This is a genomic window from Methylobacterium sp. 37f (assembly GCF_023093475.1).
Taxonomy (GTDB): domain Bacteria; phylum Pseudomonadota; class Alphaproteobacteria; order Rhizobiales; family Beijerinckiaceae; genus Methylobacterium.
The window spans coordinates 28,107-47,227 of the sequence record NZ_JAGHKN010000004.1; the positions used below are offsets into that span (position 1 = coordinate 28,107).

Below are 19,121 nucleotides of genomic sequence, written 5' to 3' on the forward strand. Positions count from 1 at the left end.
CGATGCGAGCCCGGCCGCTCCTTCTCGGTCTCGGCATCCTGCTGGTCGCCTTCAACATGCGCCCCGCCCTGACCACCGTCGGCCCGCTGCTGGAGCGCATCCGCGCCGAGACCGCCCTGAGTGCCGCCGGGGCGGCCCTGCTCACCACGCTTCCGGTGCTGTGCATCGGTCTCGCCTGCACCCTCGGTCCTTTGGTGATGCGACGCTTCGGGGCCGATCGCGGCGTGCTGCTGGCGGTGGCGATCGTGGCGCTGGGTTCGGGCCTGCGCGGCCTCGGGGGGCTCGGGCCGCTCTTCGTTGGCGCCTGCCTCGCCGCCTTCGGGATCGGCCTCTCGGGTGTGCTCCTGCCGGGGCTGGTCAAGCGCGACTTCCCGAGACTGACCGGATTCGTCACCGGCCTCTACACCATGGTGCTCTGCCTCGGTGCGGCGGCGGGGGCGGGCCTCGCGGTGCCCCTGGCCAACCAGCTCGGAAGCTGGCCCGTGGCCCTCGGGGTGTGGGCGCTCCCGGCCATCCTGGCAACCGTCGCCTGGGCGCCATTCGCGACGGGCGCCGATGCGCAGGCCGGACACGCACGCCGAATCTCCCTGTGGCGCGACCGGATCGCCTGGCAGGTGACCGGGTTCATGGGCCTGCAATCGTCGCTGGCCTACATCATGTTCGGCTGGTTGCCCCTGGTGTTGCATGACCGCGGGCTCAGCGCGGTCGAGGCCGGGTTCGTGTCCTCACTGATGAGCATCGGGCAGGCCCCGGCGGCGCTGCTGGTGCCATCCTTCGCGGCACGGGTGCGCGACCAGCGCGGCTTCGCCGCCGGGCTTCTCGGCCTGTGCATCGTCTCGCTGGTGGCGCTGGTCTACGGGCCGCTGTCCTGGGCCCTTCCGGTGGGCATGCTGCTCGGGGCGGGCCTCGGTGGGCTGTTCGGCCTCGGCCTCACCATCATCGTCCTGCGTGCCCGCGATCCGGCCGCCGCCGGCAGTCTCGCGGCGATGTCGCAGAGCGTCGGCTACACCCTGGCCTCGCTCGGCCCCCTGAGCTTCGGTCTGGCCCACGACCTGACCGGCACCTGGGCCGCCTCGACGGCCCTGTTCTGCGCCATCGCGATCGCGGCGTTCCTGTGCAGCCTGGGTGCGGGACGCGACCGCTATGTCGGGCGGGGCTGAGCGGCCCCGAGACCTTGAGATGACGGGCTGGCGCATCGACCAACGGGCTAGACCGTCAGGGCCGATCGACTGCCCGGAGGGGCCAAAAATCCTCCGGGCGCGCTTGGCTCAGAACACCTTCTCGGCGGTGTCGCCGCGCGGGGTCGCCCCCGCGACACCGGCCTTGGCGTCGGCCTGCTCGGCGGCGCGCTTGTCGAGGGCGCGTTCCACCACCTTGGCGATGCCCACCATGATGGAGTCGAGGACGTAGTCCTTCGGGGTGTAGACCGCCGTCACGCCCATGTTCTTGAGCACCAGTTCATCGTCGGGCGAGATGATGCCGCCGACCACCAGCGGGATGTGATCGAGCCCGGCCTCGCGCATCTTGGCCCGGACGTCGCGCACCAGCGGCACGTGGCTGCCCGAGAGGATCGACAGCCCGACCACGTGGGCGCCCGTGGACTTCGCCTTGGCGACGATCTCGGCCGGGGTCTGGCGGATGCCGTCATAGGTCACGTCGAAGCCGACGTCGCGGGCGCGCAGCGCGATCTGCTCGGCGCCGTTCGAGTGGCCGTCGAGGCCCGGCTTGCCGACCACGAGCCTGGGGGTCTCGCCCAGGCGCTCGCCGAGATCCGCGATGAGCAGTTTGGCATCGGCGGCGGCGCCCGACGAGATGGTCTCGAGGGTGACGCCGGTCGGGGCGCGATACTCGCCGAAGACCTGGCGCAGGCGCTCGCCCCATTCGCCGGTGGTGACGCCGGCCTTCGCCGCCGCGATCGACACCGGCATGATGTTGGCGCCGGAACGGGCGGCCGCTTCGAGGTCGTCCAGGGCCTTGTCGACGGCCCGGCCGTCGCGCTTGGAGCGCCACTCGCGGATGCGCTGTTCGGCCTCCATCTCGACCGTCTCGGAGACGGTGAAGATCGCCCCCTCGCCGGCGGTGAGGGGCGAGGGCTCGCCGGCCTGGAACTTGTTGACGCCGACCACGACCTGATCGCCGGCCTCGATGGCGGAGATGCGCTTGGCGTTGGACTCCACCAGCGCCCGCTTGAGGGCGCCGGTCTCGACGGCCGCCACGGCGCCGCCGATGCCGCCGATCTCCTCCAACGCCTTGCGGGTCTCGGCCTTCAGGGCCTCGACCTTGGCATCGATGACCTTCGAACCGTCGAAGATGTCGTCGTATTCGAGCAGGTCGGTCTCGAAGGCCAGAATCTGCTGCATCCGCATCGACCATTGCTGGTCCCAGGGGCGCGGCAGGCCCAGCGCCTCGTTCCAGGCCGGAAGCTGCACGGCGCGGGCGCGCGCCCGCTTCGACAGGGTGACGGCCAGCATTTCGATCAGGATGCGGTGGACGTTGTTTTCCGGCTGCTGCTCGGTGAGGCCGAGGGAATTGACCTGGACGCCGTAGCGAAAAATCCGCTTCTTCGGGTCGGTGATGCCGTAGCGCTCCTGGGCGATCTCATCCCAGAGTTCCGAGAACGCCCGCATCTTGCAGATCTCGGTGACGAACCGCATGCCGGCATTGACGAAGAACGAGATGCGGCTGAACACGTCGGCAAAGCTGGCTTCGTCGAAATCCGGGTCGTCGCGCACCGTGTCCAGCACCGCGATGGCGATGGCGAGCGCGTAGGACAGTTCCTGCACCGGCGTCGCCCCGGCCTCCTGCAGATGGTAGGAGCAGACGTTCATCGGGTTCCACTTCGGCACTTCCTTGGTCGTGAACAGGATCACGTCCTTGGTCAGGCGAAGGGAGGGCGCGGGCGGAAACACGTAGGTGCCGCGCGACAGGTATTCCTTGATGATGTCGTTCTGCGTGGTGCCCTGGAGCCCGGCGAACGGCGCGCCCTGCTCCTCGGCCACCGCGAGGTAGAGCGACAGCAGCCACGGTGCCGTGGCGTTGATCGTCATCGAGGTGTTCATCTGCTGCAGTGGAATCTGGTCGAACAGGGTCCGCATGTCGCCGAGATGAGCGATCGAGACGCCGACCTTGCCGACCTCGCCGCGCGCCAGCTCGTGGTCGGGATCATAACCGGTCTGGGTCGGCAGATCGAAAGCAACCGAAAGACCGGTCTGCCCCTTGGCGAGGTTGCCCTTGTAGAGCGCGTTCGATTCCTTCGCGTTGGAATGGCCCGCATAGGTGCGGATGATCCATGGCTTGTCGCGCTTGATCTCCGCAACGCCTGCCTGTCCGCTCATCCCCGAAGACTCCCTGAGACTGAATTTGATGTGATCTAAAATTGAATTTGATTGTTCTCGATCACTTGCTGCGCACCCTAGCGAAGCGCGTGCGCGGCGTCATCAGGACGAACGGCCCGGATGCTCACGGTTGCGCGCCTGCAACGATCGCGCGCTCTCGGCCTGCCATTCACGGCGCAGTGGTCGGCTGCCCGATCGGGGCGCGGAGCTGATTGCGGTTGGGACGGCAGACCGACGGCGATCGCCGCGGACCTGTCGAACGCGATCGCGCAGGGCGATGGCGGCCGCGATTCCAGGCCCGACGCCGGCGGCCGTCAGCGCCTCGTCGAAGCCATCGTCACCTCGATGGGCGACAGCTCGCGCGCCATCCGGGAGCGGCTGATTGGACGTTGGTACAAGGTGCATCCCGACTTCGGTCGCGGCGTCGCCGAGGGCCTGGGCATCGCCGCCGGTCAGGAGATCGCCGAAGAAACCTGTGGGCAGCGAGCCTTAAAGGTCCGTGGCAAAAGCATAATATTGAATACAGGAAGGCGTCGGTCCGGCCGGCGCCTTCTGCTTGTGGATCGCAAGGTTTCTTGCGCGCCAACGAAAAGATTCTTGGCCGTTGGGGCTCTTGGACGGCTTCGGGTTCGCCGATATAGCGGGCAGCACAAGAAGTCACGGGGAGAGCCAAGATGGCCGCGAGCGTTGCGTCGAGCACGACTGAAATCAAGGACCTGTACGAGATGGGCGAGGTCCCGCCCCTCGGTCACGTGCCTGCGAAGATGTATGCCTGGGCGATCCGGCGCGAGCGCCATGGACCGCCGGAGCAGTCGCATCTGCTCGAAGTCCTCCCGGTCTGGGAGATCGGCGACGACGAAGTGCTCGTCTACGTCATGGCCGCCGGCATCAACTACAACGGCGTCTGGGCCGGCCTCGGCGAGCCGATCTCGCCCTTCGACGTGCACAAGGGCGAGTACCACATCGCCGGTTCGGACGCGTCGGGCATCGTCTGGAAGGTCGGCGCGAAGGTGAAGCGCTGGAAGGTCGGCGACGAGGTCATCATCCACTGCAATCAGGATGACGGCGACGACGAGGAGTGCAACGGCGGCGATCCGATGTTCTCGCCCTCGCAGCGCATCTGGGGCTACGAGACCGGGGATGGCTCGTTCGCGCAGTATTGCCGGGTGCAGTCGCGCCAGCTCATGGCCCGTCCGAAGCATCTGACCTGGGAGGAGGCGGCCTGCTACACGCTGACCCTCGCCACCGCCTACCGCATGCTGTTCGGCCACGCCCCCCACACCGTGCGCCCGGGCCAGAACGTCCTGGTCTGGGGCGCGTCCGGCGGCCTCGGCGTGTTCGCGGTCCAGCTCTGCGCGGCCTCCGGCGCCAACGCCATCGCGGTGATCTCCGACGACACCAAGCGCGACTACGTCATGAGCCTCGGGGCCAAGGGCGTGATCAACCGCAAGGAGTTCGATTGCTGGGGCCAGTTGCCGAAGGTGAACAGCCCTGAATACAACACCTGGCTCAAGGAGGCCCGCAAGTTCGGCAAGGCGATCTGGGAGATCACCGGCAAGGGCAACGACGTCGACATCGTGTTCGAGCATCCGGGCGAATCGACCTTCCCGGTCTCCACCCTGGTGGCCAAGCGCGGCGGCATGATCGTGTTCTGCGCCGGCACCACGGGCTTCAACATCACCTTCGACGCCCGCTACGTCTGGATGCGCCAGAAGCGTATCCAGGGCTCGCACTTCGCCCATCTCAAGCAGGCCTCGGCGGCGAACCAGTTCGTCCTCGACCAGCGCATCGACCCGTGCATGAGCGAAGTCTTCCCCTGGGACAAGATTCCCCAGGCTCACACCAAGATGTGGAAGAACCAGCACGCCCCGGGCAACATGGCCTGCCTCGTCAACGCCCCCCGCGCCGGTCTGCGCACGGTCGAGGACGTGGTCGAGGCCGGAAAGCGCTAAGGTCCGATACCCGATACCCGACACCAGACGATCACCTGCCCTTTTCGGAGGGCAGGTGCTTGGCGTATTCCTCGCGCTCTTCCTTCTGCTTGATCAGGTCGGCGTAGGCTTGGCGCATCTCGGGGGAGACCGACACCGTGCGGGCCTTCTCTTTCTTGCGTTTCGGCGCCTTCTTGAACTGGTTCGTGGTCTCGCTCATGGCTGTTCCCCTGGTGTTGCGCACAGCATAGGCCCGATGGGCGACGATCGCGAGACGCGAAGCCCCGTCTTTCGGCGTCGGCGCCCGCCTGATAGAGGTCGGCCCACATGCGGCACCTGCCTCGTCAGCGGATGAGGCCGCCGCCCATCGCGAGACCACGGCGACCGGCATCATGGACAAGTTCACCACCCTGGAGGGCGTCGCGGCGCCCATGCGGATCATCAACGTCGACACCGACCGGATCATCCCCAAGCAGTATCTCAAGACGATCAAGCGCACCGGCCTCGGCAAGGGCCTGTTCTCCGAGATGCGCTACCGGGACGACGGCTCCGAGAACCCGGATTTCGTCCTCAACAAGCCGGCCTATCGCAACGCCCGGATCCTCGTCGTCGGTGACAATTTCGGTTGCGGCTCGTCGCGCGAGCACGCGCCCTGGGCCCTGACCGATTTCGGCATCCGCTGCGTGATCTCGACGAGTTTCGCCGACATCTTCTTCAACAACTGCGCCAAGAACGGCCTCCTGGCGATCACGGTCTCGCCGGAAGACCTGGAGAAGCTGTTCGAGGATGCCGAGCGCGGCTCCAACGCCACGCTCTCGGTCGATCTCGAAGCCCAGACCATCAAGGGTCCGGACGGCGGCACCCTGCATTTCGACATCGATTCCGGTCGCAAGGAAAGCCTGCTCAACGGCCTCGACGAGATCGGCCTCACGCTGAAGCGAGCGCCCAAGATCGACGCCTACGAGGAGAAACTGGCGGCGCGCGGGTTCGCCTAAGGAGCTGCGGCAAGACGCCTCCCGGCAAGACTCCTCCCGACAAGACCGGGCGATCGAAAGTCCGTGGCGCTCCGTCATTCCGGGGCGCCGCAGGCGAGCCCGGAATCCATAGCCGCCGACAGTGTAAGGCCTGGTACCACCTGAGTTTCTGGATCCGGGGCTCCGCTGCGCGGCCCCGGGACGACGCAGTGCTCCGAGTGGTTTCCGCCATCATATCGGCATTCTGCCTGAGGTCGTGTTGGGGGCTGCTGTACGCTGTGCGCAGATCCAACAGGCTGAGTTGGCCAAGCGATACCCAACACCCCGAGAGCACCAGGCCATCACCCCAACGAATCGGTCTCGCCCTCAACCGTTCGTTAACCCTGGTATCGCCTGAATCGCTGCTCACGATCGATGGGTACGTAGTGGCGGAGAACACGATGGCATTCGGCCGACCGGGCAAGACGGCGACCCTCTCCCTCGGGATGGCTGCGGCCCTCCTGTCGATCTCCGCTCCGGCGCGGGCCGATTTTCAGGGCTGCCTCGCCAACCTCCAGGCGCAGGCCGCGGCGCAGGGCATCTCGGCCCAGACCTTCCGGGCGGCCACCGCCGGCATCGCGCATGACGAGAAGGTGCTGGAACTCTCCCAGGCTCAGCCCGAGTTCAAGACTCCGATCTGGGATTACATGGCCGCCCTGGTCGACGAGGAGCGTGTCGACGACGGCAAGGCGGCGATGCGTCAGCACGCACAGGCGCTCGCCAACGCGGAGGCGCGCTACGGCGTCGACCGCCACACCATCGCGGCGGTCTGGGGCGTCGAGTCGAATTTCGGCAAGAACCTCGGCAAGATGCCGCTGGTCCAGTCCTTCGCCACCCTGATCTGCGCCAATCACCGCCGGAAGGACTTCTTCAAGGGCGAGCTGATGGCCACCCTGAAGATCATCGAGCGCGGCGACATCGACCCCTCGCGCCTCAACGGCTCCTGGGCCGGCGCCTTCGGCCAGACCCAGTTCATGCCCACCACCTACCAGCGTCTCGCCGTCGACGGCGATGGTGACGGGCGCCGCGATCTGGTCGATTCGGTGCCGGACGCCGTCGCCTCCACGGCCAACTTCCTGCGCGTCGCCAAGTGGAACAACGGCCAGCCCTGGGGCTACGAGGTCAAGGTCCCGCGCGGCTTCAACGCCGGCGCCGCCGGGCGAAAGAACAAGAAGCCGGTGGCGCACTGGGCCTCCCTCGGCGTCACCCGCATCGACGGCCGCCCGCTCTCGGGCGACGGGCCGGCGGGTATCCTGCTGCCGGCGGGCAGCGACGGGCCGGCCTTCCTGGTGACGAAGAACTTCGACGCGCTCTACTCCTACAACGCCGCCGAATCCTATGGTCTGGCCATCGCGGTGCTGTCCGATCGCCTGCGCGGCCGCGCGGGCATCCAGGCGGAGTGGCCGACCGACGATCCGCCCCTGTCCCGGGCCGAACGCCGCGATCTCCAGGCCCGCCTGACCAAGCGCGGCTTCGACGTCGGCGAGCCGGACGGCAAGGTCGGGTCGAAGACCCGCGACGCGATCAAGGAGGTCGAGCGCAGCCTCGGCATGCCGGCGACCGGCCGTCCCGGTGCCAAGGTGCTGGAGGCGCTGCGACGCGGATGAGTGCGCGCCGCCTGATCAGCTCGGGGTCGCCCTTCGAGACCGCCTACGGCTATTCCCGTGCCGTGGTGCAGGATGGCTACGTGTTCGTGGCCGGAACCACCGGCTACGATTACGCCACGATGACGATGCCGGACTCGGCGGAGGATCAGGCCGAGGCCTGCTGGCGCACGATTGACGCCACGCTGGTGGACGCGGGGTCGTCCCTGGCGGGGATCGTGCGGGCGACCTATTACGTCACCGATCGCGCGGATGCCGAGGCGGTGCTCGGAATCTGTGGGCGGGTGTTGGCCGATGTCCGGCCGGCCGCCACCATCGCCATCGTGGCGGGCCTGCTGCGCCCCGAGATGAAGGTCGAGATCGAGGTCACCGCGAGACTGGCCTAGGGAGAACCCGATCGTGGTCGCACGGCTGATCGCATTGACGGGCGCCACCGGATTCATCGGGCGCCACCTGCTCCACAGCCTGTCGCAGCGGGGCTATCGCGTGCGGGTCCTGCTGCGCCGGCCGGTCGCGATGCCGGAGGGCGCCACCAGCGCCGTGGTCGGGGACCTGACGCGGCCGATGAACATGGCGGCAGCGCTCGCCGGCGTCGACGCGATCGTGCATTCGGCCGGGCTTGCCCATGCGATGTCGGGAACGCCGGAGGACGACTTCCGCGCCTCGAACACCGAAGCCACCCTGCGCCTCGCCGAAGCCGCCGCCCGCGCCCGCGTGAACCGCTTCGTCTTCCTCTCGTCGATCCGGGCCCAGGTCGGCTTCGCGGCGTCCGGCATCGTGACGGACACAGACCTGCCGGCGCCGACCGACCCGTACGGACGCTCGAAGCGCGATGCCGAGGCAGCCCTGGCGGGGACCGATCTCGACTGGGTCGCCCTGCGACCCGTCCTGGTCTACGGAGCCGGCGCGAAAGGCAATGTCGCCCGCCTGATGCAACTGGCCCGCTCGGCGGCGCCTCTGCCGTTCGGGCGCCTCGACGGTCGGCGCTCGCTGGTCTCGGTCGAGAGCCTGGGCGCCGCGGTAGCGGCGGTCCTCAAAGCGCCCGGCCCGCTGCGCCGGCCCCTGATCGTCGCCGAACCCGATGCCCTGACCCTGCCGGACATGATCACGGCGTTGCGGGCCGGTCTCGGGCGTGGGCCGGGTCTGGTGCCGGTGCCGAGGAGCCTGCTCGGCCTCGCCTGCCGCCTCACCGGTCGGGAGGCCCTCTACGCCCGGCTGGCCGGCGATCTGGTGGCGCGGCCCGATGGGCTGATGGACCTCGGCTGGACTCCGGCCATCGCCGCCCGGGACGGGCTGGTGCGGCTCGCCCGGGAGAGCCTGGCCGGCCACGGACCGAACGGAAACCAGACATAAAAAAGCCCGGCACCGCGCCGGGCTCTGTCGCGAGATAAGCTGTCGATCAGCGGCGGACGTCGAGCACGTCGCCGGAGCGACTGTCGATGACCACGGTCAGGTCGTCGCCGCGACGGTCGGAGCCGCGGACGATCATCCGGGGACCGCGCCGGTCGACGCCGTCGACATCGACGAGGCCTTCGCGCCGGGCGATCCGCGCCGCCTCGCCCCGGGACAACTCGCTGCGCGGCGGACCGCGATCATCGTAGCCGCGACGGTAGCCGGGATCGACCTGGACGCCGCCGGGGCCGATGGAGATCCCCTGCGCGGAGGCGGGCGCGGCGGTCAGGCCGAGGCCGAGCGCCATGAGGCTGCCGGCGAGAATGGTCGAACGAATGGACAACTGGGCTTCCCCCTCTTGCGCGCATCGGGGCGGCACCATCGGCCTCGATACCTGGACGCACGAACTGCGCCTCAATCGACCGATGCGTCCGTTGGTTCCGTGGGCGCGACTCAGCGGACCGCCTTGAGGGCGGCCGCGACGGCGTCGTCCGTTTGGTCGATATCGGGCGCATCGATGTGGCGGAACCGCGCCTGGATCAGGCCGAAAGCTCCGAAGGCGAAATGTCCGGCCGCCACGATGGCGAGCAGGACCCAGCCGTAGGGCTGGGCGCGCAGGGCCGCGAAGGCACCGGCGAGCCCCTTCACTTCGGACGAGGCCTGATACCAGGCCGCCGCGATGAAGAACCCGCCGATGATCAGGAACGCGATGCCGCGCGCGGCATAGCCGAACTGCCCGATCGGCTTGGCCCAGCGGCAATGGTCGGCGTCGAGCTTCAGGCGGTCGGTCACGTCGCCCTTGAAGGCCTTCACCAGGAAGGCGACCCCGCCGCCCATCACGCCGAGGCCGATCAGGCCGACGAGCCACAGTCCGAACGGCTTGGCGAGGAGCCAAGCGGTCCAGTCCTGCGCCTTGTCGCCGCCGCCTCGGCTCAGACCGAGGGCGAGACTCGCGGCGGTGATCGCGAGACCGGTGTAGATCACCGCACTGAGGAGATGGGCGAGGCGCACGATGCTGCCTTTGAGCGACGTGCCGCGGCGGTCGGCGTCGGTGACGCCCTCGACCAGGCGCCAGATCGCGAATCCCAGGAGCCCGACGGCGATCAGGCCGACCAGCACGGCACCGAACGGCCCGGCCAGGACCCAGCGGATGGCGCTCTCGCTGTCGCCCGCGCGTCCCCCCCGGCCGATCGCCGCCAACAGGGCAAGGCCGCCGACCAGACAGTAAACGACGCCGCGCGCGCCGTATCCGAACCGAGCCAGACGCTCGATTGTGTTGAGTCCAAGTGAAAACACGGCGCTTCCTGGTATTTCACGACTGGTTCAGTCGGAGGAACGCGCAGCCTTGCCAGATAGTGCCACGTAGAAGCCGAGGCCGTCGCCAGCCGGCAGGGTCTGCAGGCGATCGACCAGGCCCTTGCGCTTGGCGTCGAGCAGAAGCCGTCCGATCGGCTGGAACAGGGTTTCGCCGCCGCCCTCCGGCGGAGGATCGAGACGGAGCGCCACCGTCTTGCCCTTCCCGAACCGGCTGCGCTCCAGCATGTCGGCAAGCGACGCTTCCGCCGTCGGTCGGTTCACCCCGCGCAGGTCGAGCACCGATTCGGCGTCGGTGACGCCGAGCGAGCCACGCAGCTTGGCGGCATAGAAATCTTCGAAATGAGGCACCGGGCAATGCAGTCCTGGCTGGAGACGAAGACGGATCTGCGCGTCAGAGCGCGATGCCATCGTAGACGTCTGTCAGTCCAGCGCACAACGGGGTCGAAGTGCGTCGTGTCGGGTTCAGTCCCCGGCACCAACGGTGCGCCGGGAACCGATCAGGCGAGTCGCAGGCCGATCAGCCGTGAACGAGCACGTTCCGGAACTGCCACGGATCGCTGGTGTCGATGTCCTCGGGGAACAGGCCCGGGCGACCGGTCAGCGGGGTCCAGTCGGTATAGACGCCGACGACGGGGCCGAGATACGGGGTCTGCACCTCGAGGCAGCGGCGGAAGTCCATCTCGTCGGCCTCGACGATGCCGGCCTCCGGGTTCTCCAGGGCCCAGACCATGCCGGCGAGCACGGCCGAGGTAACCTGCAGGCCGGTGGCATTCTGGTAGGGGGCGATGCGGCGGGTCTCTTCGATGGAGAGCTGCGAACCGTACCAGTAGGCGTTCTTGGCGTGGCCGTAGAGGAGAACGCCGAGCTCGTCGATGCCGTCCACGATTTCGGTCTCGTCGAGGATGTGGTGCTTCTCCTGAACCTTGCCGCCATTGCCGAACATCTCGTGCAGCGACAGGACGGCGTCGTTGGCCGGGTGGTAGGCGTAGTGGCAGGTCGGGCGGTAGGCGGCGCGCTCACCCTCCAGCACGGTGTAGTAGTCGGAGATCGAGACGGCCTCGTTGTGCGTCACCAGGAACCCGAACTGCGACTGGGCGGTCGGGGTCCAGGAGCGCACGCGGGTGTCGGCGCCGGGCTGCAGCAGGTAGATCGCGCAGCGCGACCCCTTCTCCTGCTCGCGGGCGTTGTCGGGCTTCCAGGTCTCGTGGGTGCCCCAGCCGAGTTCGGCCGGCTGGTTCCCTTCGGAGACGAAGCCTTCCACCGACCAGGTGTTGACGAACACGCCCATGGGCTTGGCCGACTTGGCGCGCTGGGTGTCGCGCTCGGCGATGTGCACGCCCTTGACGCCGACCTCGCGCATGAGCGCGGCCCAGCCGGCGCGGTCCTTCGGCTCGGGGGTCTTCAGCCCGAGATCGCCGGCGACGTTGAGGAGCGCCTGCTTGACGAACCACGAGACCATGCCGGGATTGGCGCCGCAGCACGAGACGGCGGTGATGCCGCCCGGGCTCGCCGCGCGGGCGTCGAGGATGTCCTGGCGCAGGGCGTAGTTGGTGCGGTCGCCCTGGCTCTTGTTCTTGTCGAAGTAGAAGCCCGGCCAGGGCTCGGCCACGGTGTCGATGTAGAAGGCGCCGAGTTCGCGGCACAGTTCCATGATGGCGCGCGAAGAGGTGTCGACCGAGAGGTTGACGCAGAAGCCCTGGCCGCCGCCCTCGGTGAGGAGGGGCGTCAGGATTTCGCGGTAGTTCTCCTTGGTGAGCGCCACCTGCTCGAAGCGCAGGCCATGCTTGTCGGCCAGCGCCTTGTGCGCGTCGGACGGCTCGACGACGGTGAAGCGGGCCTTGTCGTACTCGAAGTGGCGCTCGATCAGCGGAAGGGTGCCGCGCCCGATGGAGCCGAAGCCGATCATCACGATGGGGCCGGTGATGCGGCCGTGGACGGGCCAGGAGGTTGCGGCTTCGGTCATCAGCACTCGATCCTTCTCATACTCAATTCGTCGTCATCGCTCGGCGAGCGCCGTGCTTAGGCGCCGCAAATGACGAACAAGCGACGGGCTCAGTGACGTTTGCGGCCCGCAGGGTCAACTCCCCGACCGGATCGGCGTCCACCTGCGCGACGGGCCGGGCTCGACGCAGGGGTTACGGAACCCTGAATCGTCCCATGTGTCGGACGCGGGTCGCCGTCCCACCGCAACGGATTGCAGACCGCCTCGGACGCTCCGATATTGCACTGCAACAGAACAACGCCGGTCCCCGTCTTCAGAGGGGTCGACAGCGAGGAAGCGTCCGTCCCTCGACGCCACGGACCGCCGCCATGCTTTCCTTGATCACCGCACGCCTTGCCGCCCCCGTCGACGAGCCGATCGATCGCGATCCCGGCATCATTACGCTGGCCGCCTCCATCCTGCGCATGATGGGCCGTCGCCACGACGCCGCCTTTCAGCGTCGCTGCGAACTCGCCGCCAAGGCCGAGCATCACTCCGCGATCTGAGGTGCGGTGTCGGGCCGACCGTCAGGCCACTCGTCGTCGCGAGGCCGCACCGGCCTCGGCGAATGGCCGCTCGCCGATGTTCGGTTCGGCGATCGGCAAGGCCACCACGTCCGCTGTGTCCGTGCGGTCGGGTGCGGAATCATCCCAGGCTCCGGTAGCTCGCACGATGCCGCGCGCGCCCGATAAAGTCTCCGGCCGCAATTCGAGCCCGAGCAGGCGATCGCGCTCGAACGGACCAGGCATGAACAGCCCCTCCGCCAGCGCCGGCGAGAAGCCGAAGCGCGCATAGTACGGCGCGTCGCCCATCAGCAGCACGGCGCAGTGACCGAGGATCGTCGCCCGGCGCAGGGACGCGTGCATCAACATCGTGCCGAGCCCGATCCCCTGAAGGGACGGATCGACAGCGAGCGGGCCGAGCAACAGGGCGGACCGGCCGAGGCCAGCCTCCACGTGCCAGAGGCGGACGGTGCCGATCACCCGGTCGTCCCGCTCGGCCACCAGGGCCAGCCCCTCGGCCGGAAGACGCCCCTCGCGCAGGCGCTCGGAGGTCTTCAGGCGTCGCGCCTCGCCGAAGCAGGCGTCGAGCAGGCGTTCCCGGGCGACGAGGTCGGCGGGTTTCTCATCACGGATCTGGACCAAGGCCGCACCCTTCCCGAACGTTGGGCAGGCGACGAAACGATCCGGGCGCCATCGCGGAGGATGCGCACGGGGCGAGCATGTGGGAGGCCACCGCCGGGCACCCTCGCTGGAGGGTGCCCGACCTGCGCGTCACGACCGTAGAGTGGTTCAGATGACGTATTGCTGAAGGGGCGGGAAGCCGTTGAACGCCACCGCCGCATAGGTGGTGGTGTAGGCACCTGCGCCCTCGATCAGCACCTTGTCGCCGATCGAGAGCGACACCGGCAGCGGATACGGCACCTTCTCGTAGAGCACGTCGGCCGAATCGCAGGTCGGGCCGGCGAGGACGCAGGGCGTCATGCGGTCCTCGTCGTGCTCGGTGCGGATCGCGTAGCGGATCGACTCGTCCATGGTCTCGGCCAGACCGCCGAACTTGCCGATGTCGAGATAGACCCAGCGCACCTCGTCCTCGGCCTCCGACTTCTTCGAGACCAGCACGACCTCGGCCTCGATCATGCCGGCATTGCCGACCATGCCGCGGCCCGGCTCGATGATGGTCTCGGGCATGTGGTTGCCGAAGTGCTTGGTCAGCGCGCGGAAGATCGCGTCGCCGTAGGATTCCACGCCCGGCACCGCCTTGAGGTACTTGGTCGGGAAGCCGCCGCCGAGGTTGACCATCGACAGGCTGATGCCGCGCTGGGCGCATTCCTCGAAGATCATGGCGGCGGAGGCCAGTGCCCCGTCCCAGGCCCCGGTGTTGCCCTGCTGCGAGCCGACATGGAAGGAGACGCCGTAGGCGGTGAGGCCCTGGCGGTGGGCATGCTCCAGCACGTCGACCGCCATCTCCGGCACGCAGCCGAATTTGCGCGACAGCGGCCACTCGGCCCCGGCCCCGTCGCACAGGATGCGGCAGAACACCTGCACGTCGGCGCTCTCGACCCCGACTGCGTCGGCGGCGCGGGCGATCTTCTCGACCTCGGCTTGGCAATCGACGGCGAAGAGGCGCACGCCGAGCTTGAGCGCACGGGCGATGCAGCGCTCCTTCTTGATGGTGTTGCCGAACGAGACCCGGTCGGCGGTGGCACCGGCGGCGAGCGCCATCTCGACCTCGACCACCGAGGCCGTATCGAAGCAGGAGCCCATCTCGGCGAGCAGGCGCAGCACCTCGGGAGCCGGGTTCGCCTTGACGGCATAGAACACGCGGGTGTCCGGCAGGGCGCGCGCGAACGCGGTGTAGTTGTCGCGCACGACCTCAAGGTCGAGCACCATCACGGGGCCTTCGTCCTGGCCCATGTCGCGGCGGGCGCGGAGGAAATCGCGGATACGATCGGTCATGGTCGTTCCAACCCACAGGTTCGCGGCCGCCCTCACGGGGCGCGCTGTCGAATGTCAGGACGACGCGAGTCGTCCGGCGTCTGGGGGCGCTGCGTCGCGACGCATCGCGTGCTTTGGAGACACGCGAAGCGCAGCGGGCGCGAGAGCACCCGGAAGCTGCCTTGGATTGGAAGGGAGGACCCCCACCGCACGCCGGGCAAAGAGAAACAAGCCTCTTCGGTGCCGGCCTTTGGAGGGCCGACGAGACCAAAAAAGCCCGTTCGTCGTTGCTTTAAGCTGCGTCCCCCGTGGAGAGCGGGGTTCGCCGGTTTCGCCTCCGGCTGCCGGTTGTTGTCGGGGTCCGGTGTTGCCACCTGGATGCCGGCCGGAGGGAATCCACCCTGTCGACCATCGATCCTTTAAGACCCCTGGCGGCTGTCCGGCAGTTGGCCGGATGCCCACCAACCGACACGCGGCCACAGGCACGTGCGAAATTGGGCAAGGCGCATATACGGTCAGGGCGTTCCGGCCACAAGGGAAAGCCGTGTTTTTCACCAACCTTCTGCTGTGAGCAGCCAGGGCTGTTGCATAAACGCCGCGCCGGTTTTCTTGACCGCGCCGATGGGCTCTTCCCAAGGGGCCGCGGACGGGCCATCAAGCGCACGGTTTTCACGCGTGGACGCACCGGGTCGCAGGCCAATGACAGAACTCAACCGGCGCTCCGTCGTCCAGGGTCTGGCGGCGACCGCGGCCTTCGTCGCGGGTACCGCGGAGGGGCAGGCGCAGCCGCCGGACCGGCGGCCCGAAACCCCGTTCGGCTTCGCCGACGTGGAGCGCCGCGCCAGCGACCTCGCCAAACTTCCCTACGACGCCCGGATTCCGGCGCTGCCGGCGCCGATCGCCAAGCTCGACTACGATGCCTGGCGCGATATCCGCTTCAAGCCCGACAAGGCGTTCCTGGGGGAGGGGAGCCCGTTCCGGCTCCAGCTCTTCCACCTCGGCTTCCTCTACAACCGCCCCGTGACGGTAAACCTCGTGCGCGGCGGGGTGGCGACGCCGATCCCCTATCAGGCCAGCCTCTACGACCTGGGCCGGACCAAGCTCGACCGGGCGCTGCCGCTCGATCTCGGTTTCGCGGGAATCCGCATCCATTCCCCCCTGAACAAGCCGAACCTGCTCGACGAACTGATCAGCTTCCTGGGGGCGAGCTACTTCCGCTTCCTCGGGCGCGACCAGCTCTACGGGCTGTCGGCGCGCGGCATCGCGGTCGATGTCGAGGGCGTCGGCGGACCGGAGGAGTTCCCGGTGTTCCGCGAATTCTGGATCGCCCAGCCCGAGACCAATGCCGATGCGCTGGTGATCGACGCGCTCCTCGACGGTCCCTCGCTGACGGGCGCATTCCGCTTCACCGTGCGGCCGGGCGACGAGACCAGCGTCGCCGTGACCGCCACGCTCAACCCGCGGGTGGACCTCGCCACGGTCGGTCTCGCGCCGCTGACCTCGATGTATTTCATCGGCGAGAACGACCACAGCCACACCGACGATTACCGGCCGGAACTCCATGATTCCGACGGGTTGCAGATCGCGGCGGGCAGCGGCGAGTGGCTGTGGCGCCCGCTGGAGAACCCGGCCGCGCGCCGCATCTCGACCTTCGCCGACCGCGACCCCAAAGGCTTCGGGCTGCTGCAGCGTGACCGCCACTTCAAGGCCTATCAGGACCTGGAGGCCTCCTATAGCCGACGCCCCGGCTACTTCGTCGAGGCCGAGGGCGCCTGGGGCGAGGGCGCCGTGATGCTGATGGAACTGCCCACGGATACGGAGGTGAACGACAACATCGTCGCCTGCTGGCGGCCGGCTCAAGCCTATCCGGCCGGGTCGCCGGTGCGGCTCGCCTACCGGGTGCGGACGGTCGGCGGCGAGACCCTGCATCCCGGCGGGCAGGTGGTGAACACCTTCAGCGTGGCGCCGGTGGCGAGCGGAACTGCGAAGGCCGCCGAGATCAAGGGCGGTCCCGTACGCCGCTTCCTCATCGATTTCGCCGGCGGCGAACTCGGCTATTACCGTCCTGATCCGGCCAAGGTCGAGATCGTGGCCGGGACCTCGGCGGGCCGGATCACCGCCACCTCCCTGGTACCGAATCCGCATATCGACGGCTTTCGCGCCGCTGTGGACGTGGCTCTCGAATCGACCGGGCAATCGACCGATCTGCGGGCCTTCCTCAAGGCGGGCGGCCGCGCGCTGACGGAAACCTGGACCTGTCCCTGGACCGCCACGTGAGCGCGCCTTCGCCGAAGGCGGAGCCGCCCCCCATCGTCACGCTGCGGGTCGCCACGCCGGCCGACCTCGACGCGCTGGTCGCCCTCGAACATGCGGCCTTCGCCGGTGACCGGGCCGAGCGCCGCTCCATCCGGCACGCCATCCGGTCGCCGAGCATGACCGTGCTGGTGGCGATCATGGATGACGGGGCAGAGCAGGACATTCTGGTGGGCGCGGCCACCCTGGAGCGGCGGCGCGGCAGCCGCAACGCGCGACTCTCGTCGATCGCGGTCTCACCGCTGCGGTCGGGTCTGGGCCTCGGCAGCCGCATACTCGACGGCGCCGAGGACGATGCCAGGAGCCATGGCTGCACCCGGCTGCGTCTCGAGGTCCGGGCCGACAACGGCGCCGGCATCCGCCTCTACGAGCGCCGCGGCTACGTGCGGTTCGCGGTCATCCCGGATTATTACGAGGATGGCATGGAAGCCTGGCGCTACACCAAGGACCTCTGAACGGACATGACCCGCCCCGGCCAAGGCCGGAACGGGTCAAGGATCGAGCCGGACTAAAGCGACGATATCAGTCGCAGCTCTCCTTCGTGACCGTCTTGCGGTCGCCGAGGTCGTTCTCCTTGGTCACCGTCTTGGTGGAGCAGCCGTCGCTCGACTCGCGGCGCTCGACCGTGCGGCTCTCGGAGGCGGGGCGATCGACGACGACGGTGTCGGGCGCATCACGGCGGATCACCGTGGTTTCGGCCTGGGCGGCGGAGGCACCGAACAGCGTTGCCAGGGTCAGGGCGGCGAGAACGGGGTGGCGCATGGAGAACTCCCAAGTGGAAACTGCCGCCACAACGGAGATCGCCGTCAAACCGTTCCGCTTAACGCGGAGACATCTTGATCAATGGTTACGAATACGCGCCGAGCGTTGACGTTGCCCTGGTTGCGTCGGCGCGCATTCTGACAATCGACTCAACCAAGGGCAGCAGCGAGCGTCGTAGCAAGGGGCGTCGTTGGCCGTCCGATCAGGGCACGCAACGCATGGCCCGCGTCGAACAGCGCGTCTTTGGCGGCGCCGGCATCGGAATCTGCGAGCAGACTTGCCAGCCCCTCGGGGAGCCCTGCGGTCAGGAGGGCCGAGCGGTAATCCGCCGCCGCCAGATCCTGATAGCGTAGCGGTCGGCCGGAAATGCGGGCGGCTTCGGCGGCGAAGTCCGCCAGGGTGTAGGGCGCGTCGCCCGCCAGTTCGTAGGTCCGGCTCTCGGACGATCCGGCGGTCAGCACGGCAGCCGCGGCCTCGGCGTAGTCGGCTCGCGCCGCGCTGGCGATCCGTCCCGCGCCGGCGCTTCCGAACATGACGCCCCGTGCCAGGGCAGCCGGGAGGGGGGCGGCGTAGTTCTCGGTGTACCAGCCATTGCGCAGGATAACGGTCGGCACGCCCGACTCCGCCAGGGCCGCCTCGGTGGCCCGATGTTCCTCGGCAAGCGCGAGGGGCGAGGTGTCGGCCCGCAGCAGGCTGGTATAGGCGATCACTTTCACGCCCGCATCGACGGCCGCCGCGATGACGTTGCGGTGCTGAGCGACGCGCGACCCGACTTCGCTCGACGAGATCAACAGCAGGCGATCGATGCCCGCCAAGGCGACGCCGAGGGTATCCGGCGCCGAGTAGTCGGCAACCCGGACCTCGACGCCACGCGCCGCCAGGTCCTGCGCGGCGGGCGTGTCGCGGTTTCGGACGCCGGCCTTGATCGTACCGGCCGGCACTGCGCGCAGCAGCGCCGCGATGACAAGACGTCCGAGTTGACCGGTGGCTCCGGTGACGAACAGGCGCGGGGACGGGGTCTGCGACATGGCTGGG

The 19,121-nt window shown here is 68.5% G+C and carries 19 protein-coding genes and 1 pseudogene; 10 read left to right on the forward strand and 10 right to left on the reverse strand.

The genetic code is table 11. The annotated features are described in order from the left end of the window. Positions 1–2 precede the first annotated feature (2 nt). Positions 3–1,160 (forward strand): MFS transporter, encoded by a 1,158-nt coding sequence (locus tag J7U37_RS03885; RefSeq protein WP_247634874.1) that lies wholly within the window; start codon positions 3–5, stop codon positions 1,158–1,160. Positions 1,161–1,268: 108 nt separating this feature from the next. On the opposite strand, the gene J7U37_RS03890 is transcribed toward J7U37_RS03885, so the two are convergent. After that, positions 1,269–3,335, reverse strand: coding sequence for a protein meaA (locus tag J7U37_RS03890; protein WP_247634875.1), 2,067 nt, complete (start codon positions 3,333–3,335; stop codon positions 1,269–1,271). Between the two features lie 120 nt (positions 3,336–3,455). Between J7U37_RS03890 and J7U37_RS25080 the strand changes: the two are divergent. After that, positions 3,456–3,761: pseudogene (locus J7U37_RS25080) on the forward strand (catalase-related domain-containing protein); the annotation flags it as partial. A 248-nt stretch (positions 3,762–4,009) separates the two neighbouring features. Then, the gene (ccrA, locus tag J7U37_RS03900; RefSeq protein WP_056189493.1) at positions 4,010–5,287 is read left to right on the forward strand and encodes a crotonyl-CoA carboxylase/reductase; all 1,278 of its coding nucleotides are present in this window, start codon (positions 4,010–4,012) and stop codon (positions 5,285–5,287) included. Between the two features lie 31 nt (positions 5,288–5,318). On the opposite strand, the gene J7U37_RS03905 is transcribed toward ccrA, so the two are convergent. Continuing rightward, positions 5,319–5,486, reverse strand: coding sequence for a hypothetical protein (locus J7U37_RS03905; RefSeq protein ID WP_200935790.1), 168 nt, complete (start codon positions 5,484–5,486; stop codon positions 5,319–5,321). 172 nt (positions 5,487–5,658) lie between these two features. On the opposite strand from J7U37_RS03905, the gene leuD reads away from it, so the two are divergent. The 4 genes from leuD (at position 5,659) to J7U37_RS03925 (ending at position 9,236) form a co-directional block, all read left to right on the forward strand. Further along, positions 5,659–6,261: a 3-isopropylmalate dehydratase small subunit gene (gene leuD, locus J7U37_RS03910; protein ID WP_247634876.1), complete on the forward strand. Its 603-nt coding sequence runs from the start codon at positions 5,659–5,661 to the stop codon at positions 6,259–6,261. A 464-nt stretch (positions 6,262–6,725) separates the two neighbouring features. Then, complete coding sequence (locus J7U37_RS03915) at positions 6,726–7,886, forward strand: lytic murein transglycosylase (RefSeq protein ID WP_244476791.1); 1,161 nt, start codon at positions 6,726–6,728, stop codon at positions 7,884–7,886. Further along, positions 7,883–8,269 carry a RidA family protein gene (locus tag J7U37_RS03920; RefSeq protein WP_247634877.1) on the forward strand — a complete coding sequence of 129 codons (387 nt, stop codon included), beginning with the start codon at positions 7,883–7,885 and terminating at the stop codon, positions 8,267–8,269. The genes J7U37_RS03915 and J7U37_RS03920 overlap by 4 nt, the downstream gene beginning before the upstream one ends. A 13-nt stretch (positions 8,270–8,282) precedes the next feature. Beyond that, entirely contained in the window at positions 8,283–9,236 is a 954-nt protein-coding gene (locus tag J7U37_RS03925; RefSeq protein ID WP_247634878.1) for an NAD-dependent epimerase/dehydratase family protein, read from the forward strand. A gap of 46 nt (positions 9,237–9,282) precedes the next feature. Here J7U37_RS03925 and J7U37_RS03930 read toward each other — a convergent pair whose 3' ends face one another. The 4 genes from J7U37_RS03930 to J7U37_RS03945 all read right to left on the reverse strand — a co-directional run bounded on the left by J7U37_RS03930 (position 9,283) and on the right by J7U37_RS03945 (position 12,555). Next, a complete protein-coding gene (locus tag J7U37_RS03930) occupies positions 9,283–9,618 on the reverse strand; it encodes a PepSY domain-containing protein (RefSeq protein ID WP_244476759.1) in 336 nt (111 codons plus the stop codon). Positions 9,619–9,728: 110 nt separating this feature from the next. After that, positions 9,729–10,571 carry a DUF1206 domain-containing protein gene (locus tag J7U37_RS03935; protein WP_056189480.1) on the reverse strand — a complete coding sequence of 281 codons (843 nt, stop codon included), beginning with the start codon at positions 10,569–10,571 and terminating at the stop codon, positions 9,729–9,731. Positions 10,572–10,598: 27 nt separating this feature from the next. Next, the gene (locus J7U37_RS03940; RefSeq protein ID WP_056189478.1) at positions 10,599–10,940 is read right to left on the reverse strand and encodes a hypothetical protein; all 342 of its coding nucleotides are present in this window, start codon (positions 10,938–10,940) and stop codon (positions 10,599–10,601) included. Between the two features lie 169 nt (positions 10,941–11,109). After that, positions 11,110–12,555, reverse strand: a complete 1,446-nt coding sequence (locus tag J7U37_RS03945) for a saccharopine dehydrogenase NADP-binding domain-containing protein (RefSeq protein WP_056480111.1) — start codon at positions 12,553–12,555, stop codon at positions 11,110–11,112. Between the two features lie 347 nt (positions 12,556–12,902). On the opposite strand from J7U37_RS03945, the gene J7U37_RS03950 reads away from it, so the two are divergent. Next, positions 12,903–13,079, forward strand: coding sequence for a hypothetical protein (locus J7U37_RS03950; protein WP_200935791.1), 177 nt, complete (start codon positions 12,903–12,905; stop codon positions 13,077–13,079). Positions 13,080–13,100: 21 nt separating this feature from the next. Here the strand turns inward: J7U37_RS03950 and J7U37_RS03955 are convergent, their stop codons facing one another. Continuing rightward, entirely contained in the window at positions 13,101–13,718 is a 618-nt protein-coding gene (locus J7U37_RS03955) for an N-acetyltransferase (protein ID WP_247634879.1), read from the reverse strand. A 147-nt stretch (positions 13,719–13,865) separates the two neighbouring features. Beyond that, positions 13,866–15,032 (reverse strand): type III PLP-dependent enzyme, encoded by a 1,167-nt coding sequence (locus J7U37_RS03960; RefSeq protein WP_056479042.1) that lies wholly within the window; start codon positions 15,030–15,032, stop codon positions 13,866–13,868. Between the two features lie 678 nt (positions 15,033–15,710). Between J7U37_RS03960 and J7U37_RS03965 the strand changes: the two genes are divergently transcribed. Together J7U37_RS03965 and J7U37_RS03970 are read left to right on the forward strand one after the other, a co-directional pair. Then, positions 15,711–17,288, forward strand: coding sequence for a glucan biosynthesis protein G (locus tag J7U37_RS03965; protein ID WP_247634880.1), 1,578 nt, complete (start codon positions 15,711–15,713; stop codon positions 17,286–17,288). Continuing rightward, positions 17,285–17,779, forward strand: coding sequence for a GNAT family N-acetyltransferase (locus J7U37_RS03970; protein WP_247634881.1), 495 nt, complete (start codon positions 17,285–17,287; stop codon positions 17,777–17,779). Before J7U37_RS03965 ends, J7U37_RS03970 begins: the two co-directional genes overlap by 4 nt. Positions 17,780–17,846: 67 nt before the next feature. Here the strand turns inward: J7U37_RS03970 and J7U37_RS03975 are convergent, their stop codons facing one another. After that, positions 17,847–18,086, reverse strand: coding sequence for a hypothetical protein (locus J7U37_RS03975; protein WP_056189468.1), 240 nt, complete (start codon positions 18,084–18,086; stop codon positions 17,847–17,849). 149 nt (positions 18,087–18,235) lie between these two features. Beyond that, entirely contained in the window at positions 18,236–19,114 is an 879-nt protein-coding gene (locus J7U37_RS03980; RefSeq protein ID WP_247634882.1) for an SDR family oxidoreductase, read from the reverse strand. Positions 19,115–19,121 lie beyond the last annotated feature (7 nt).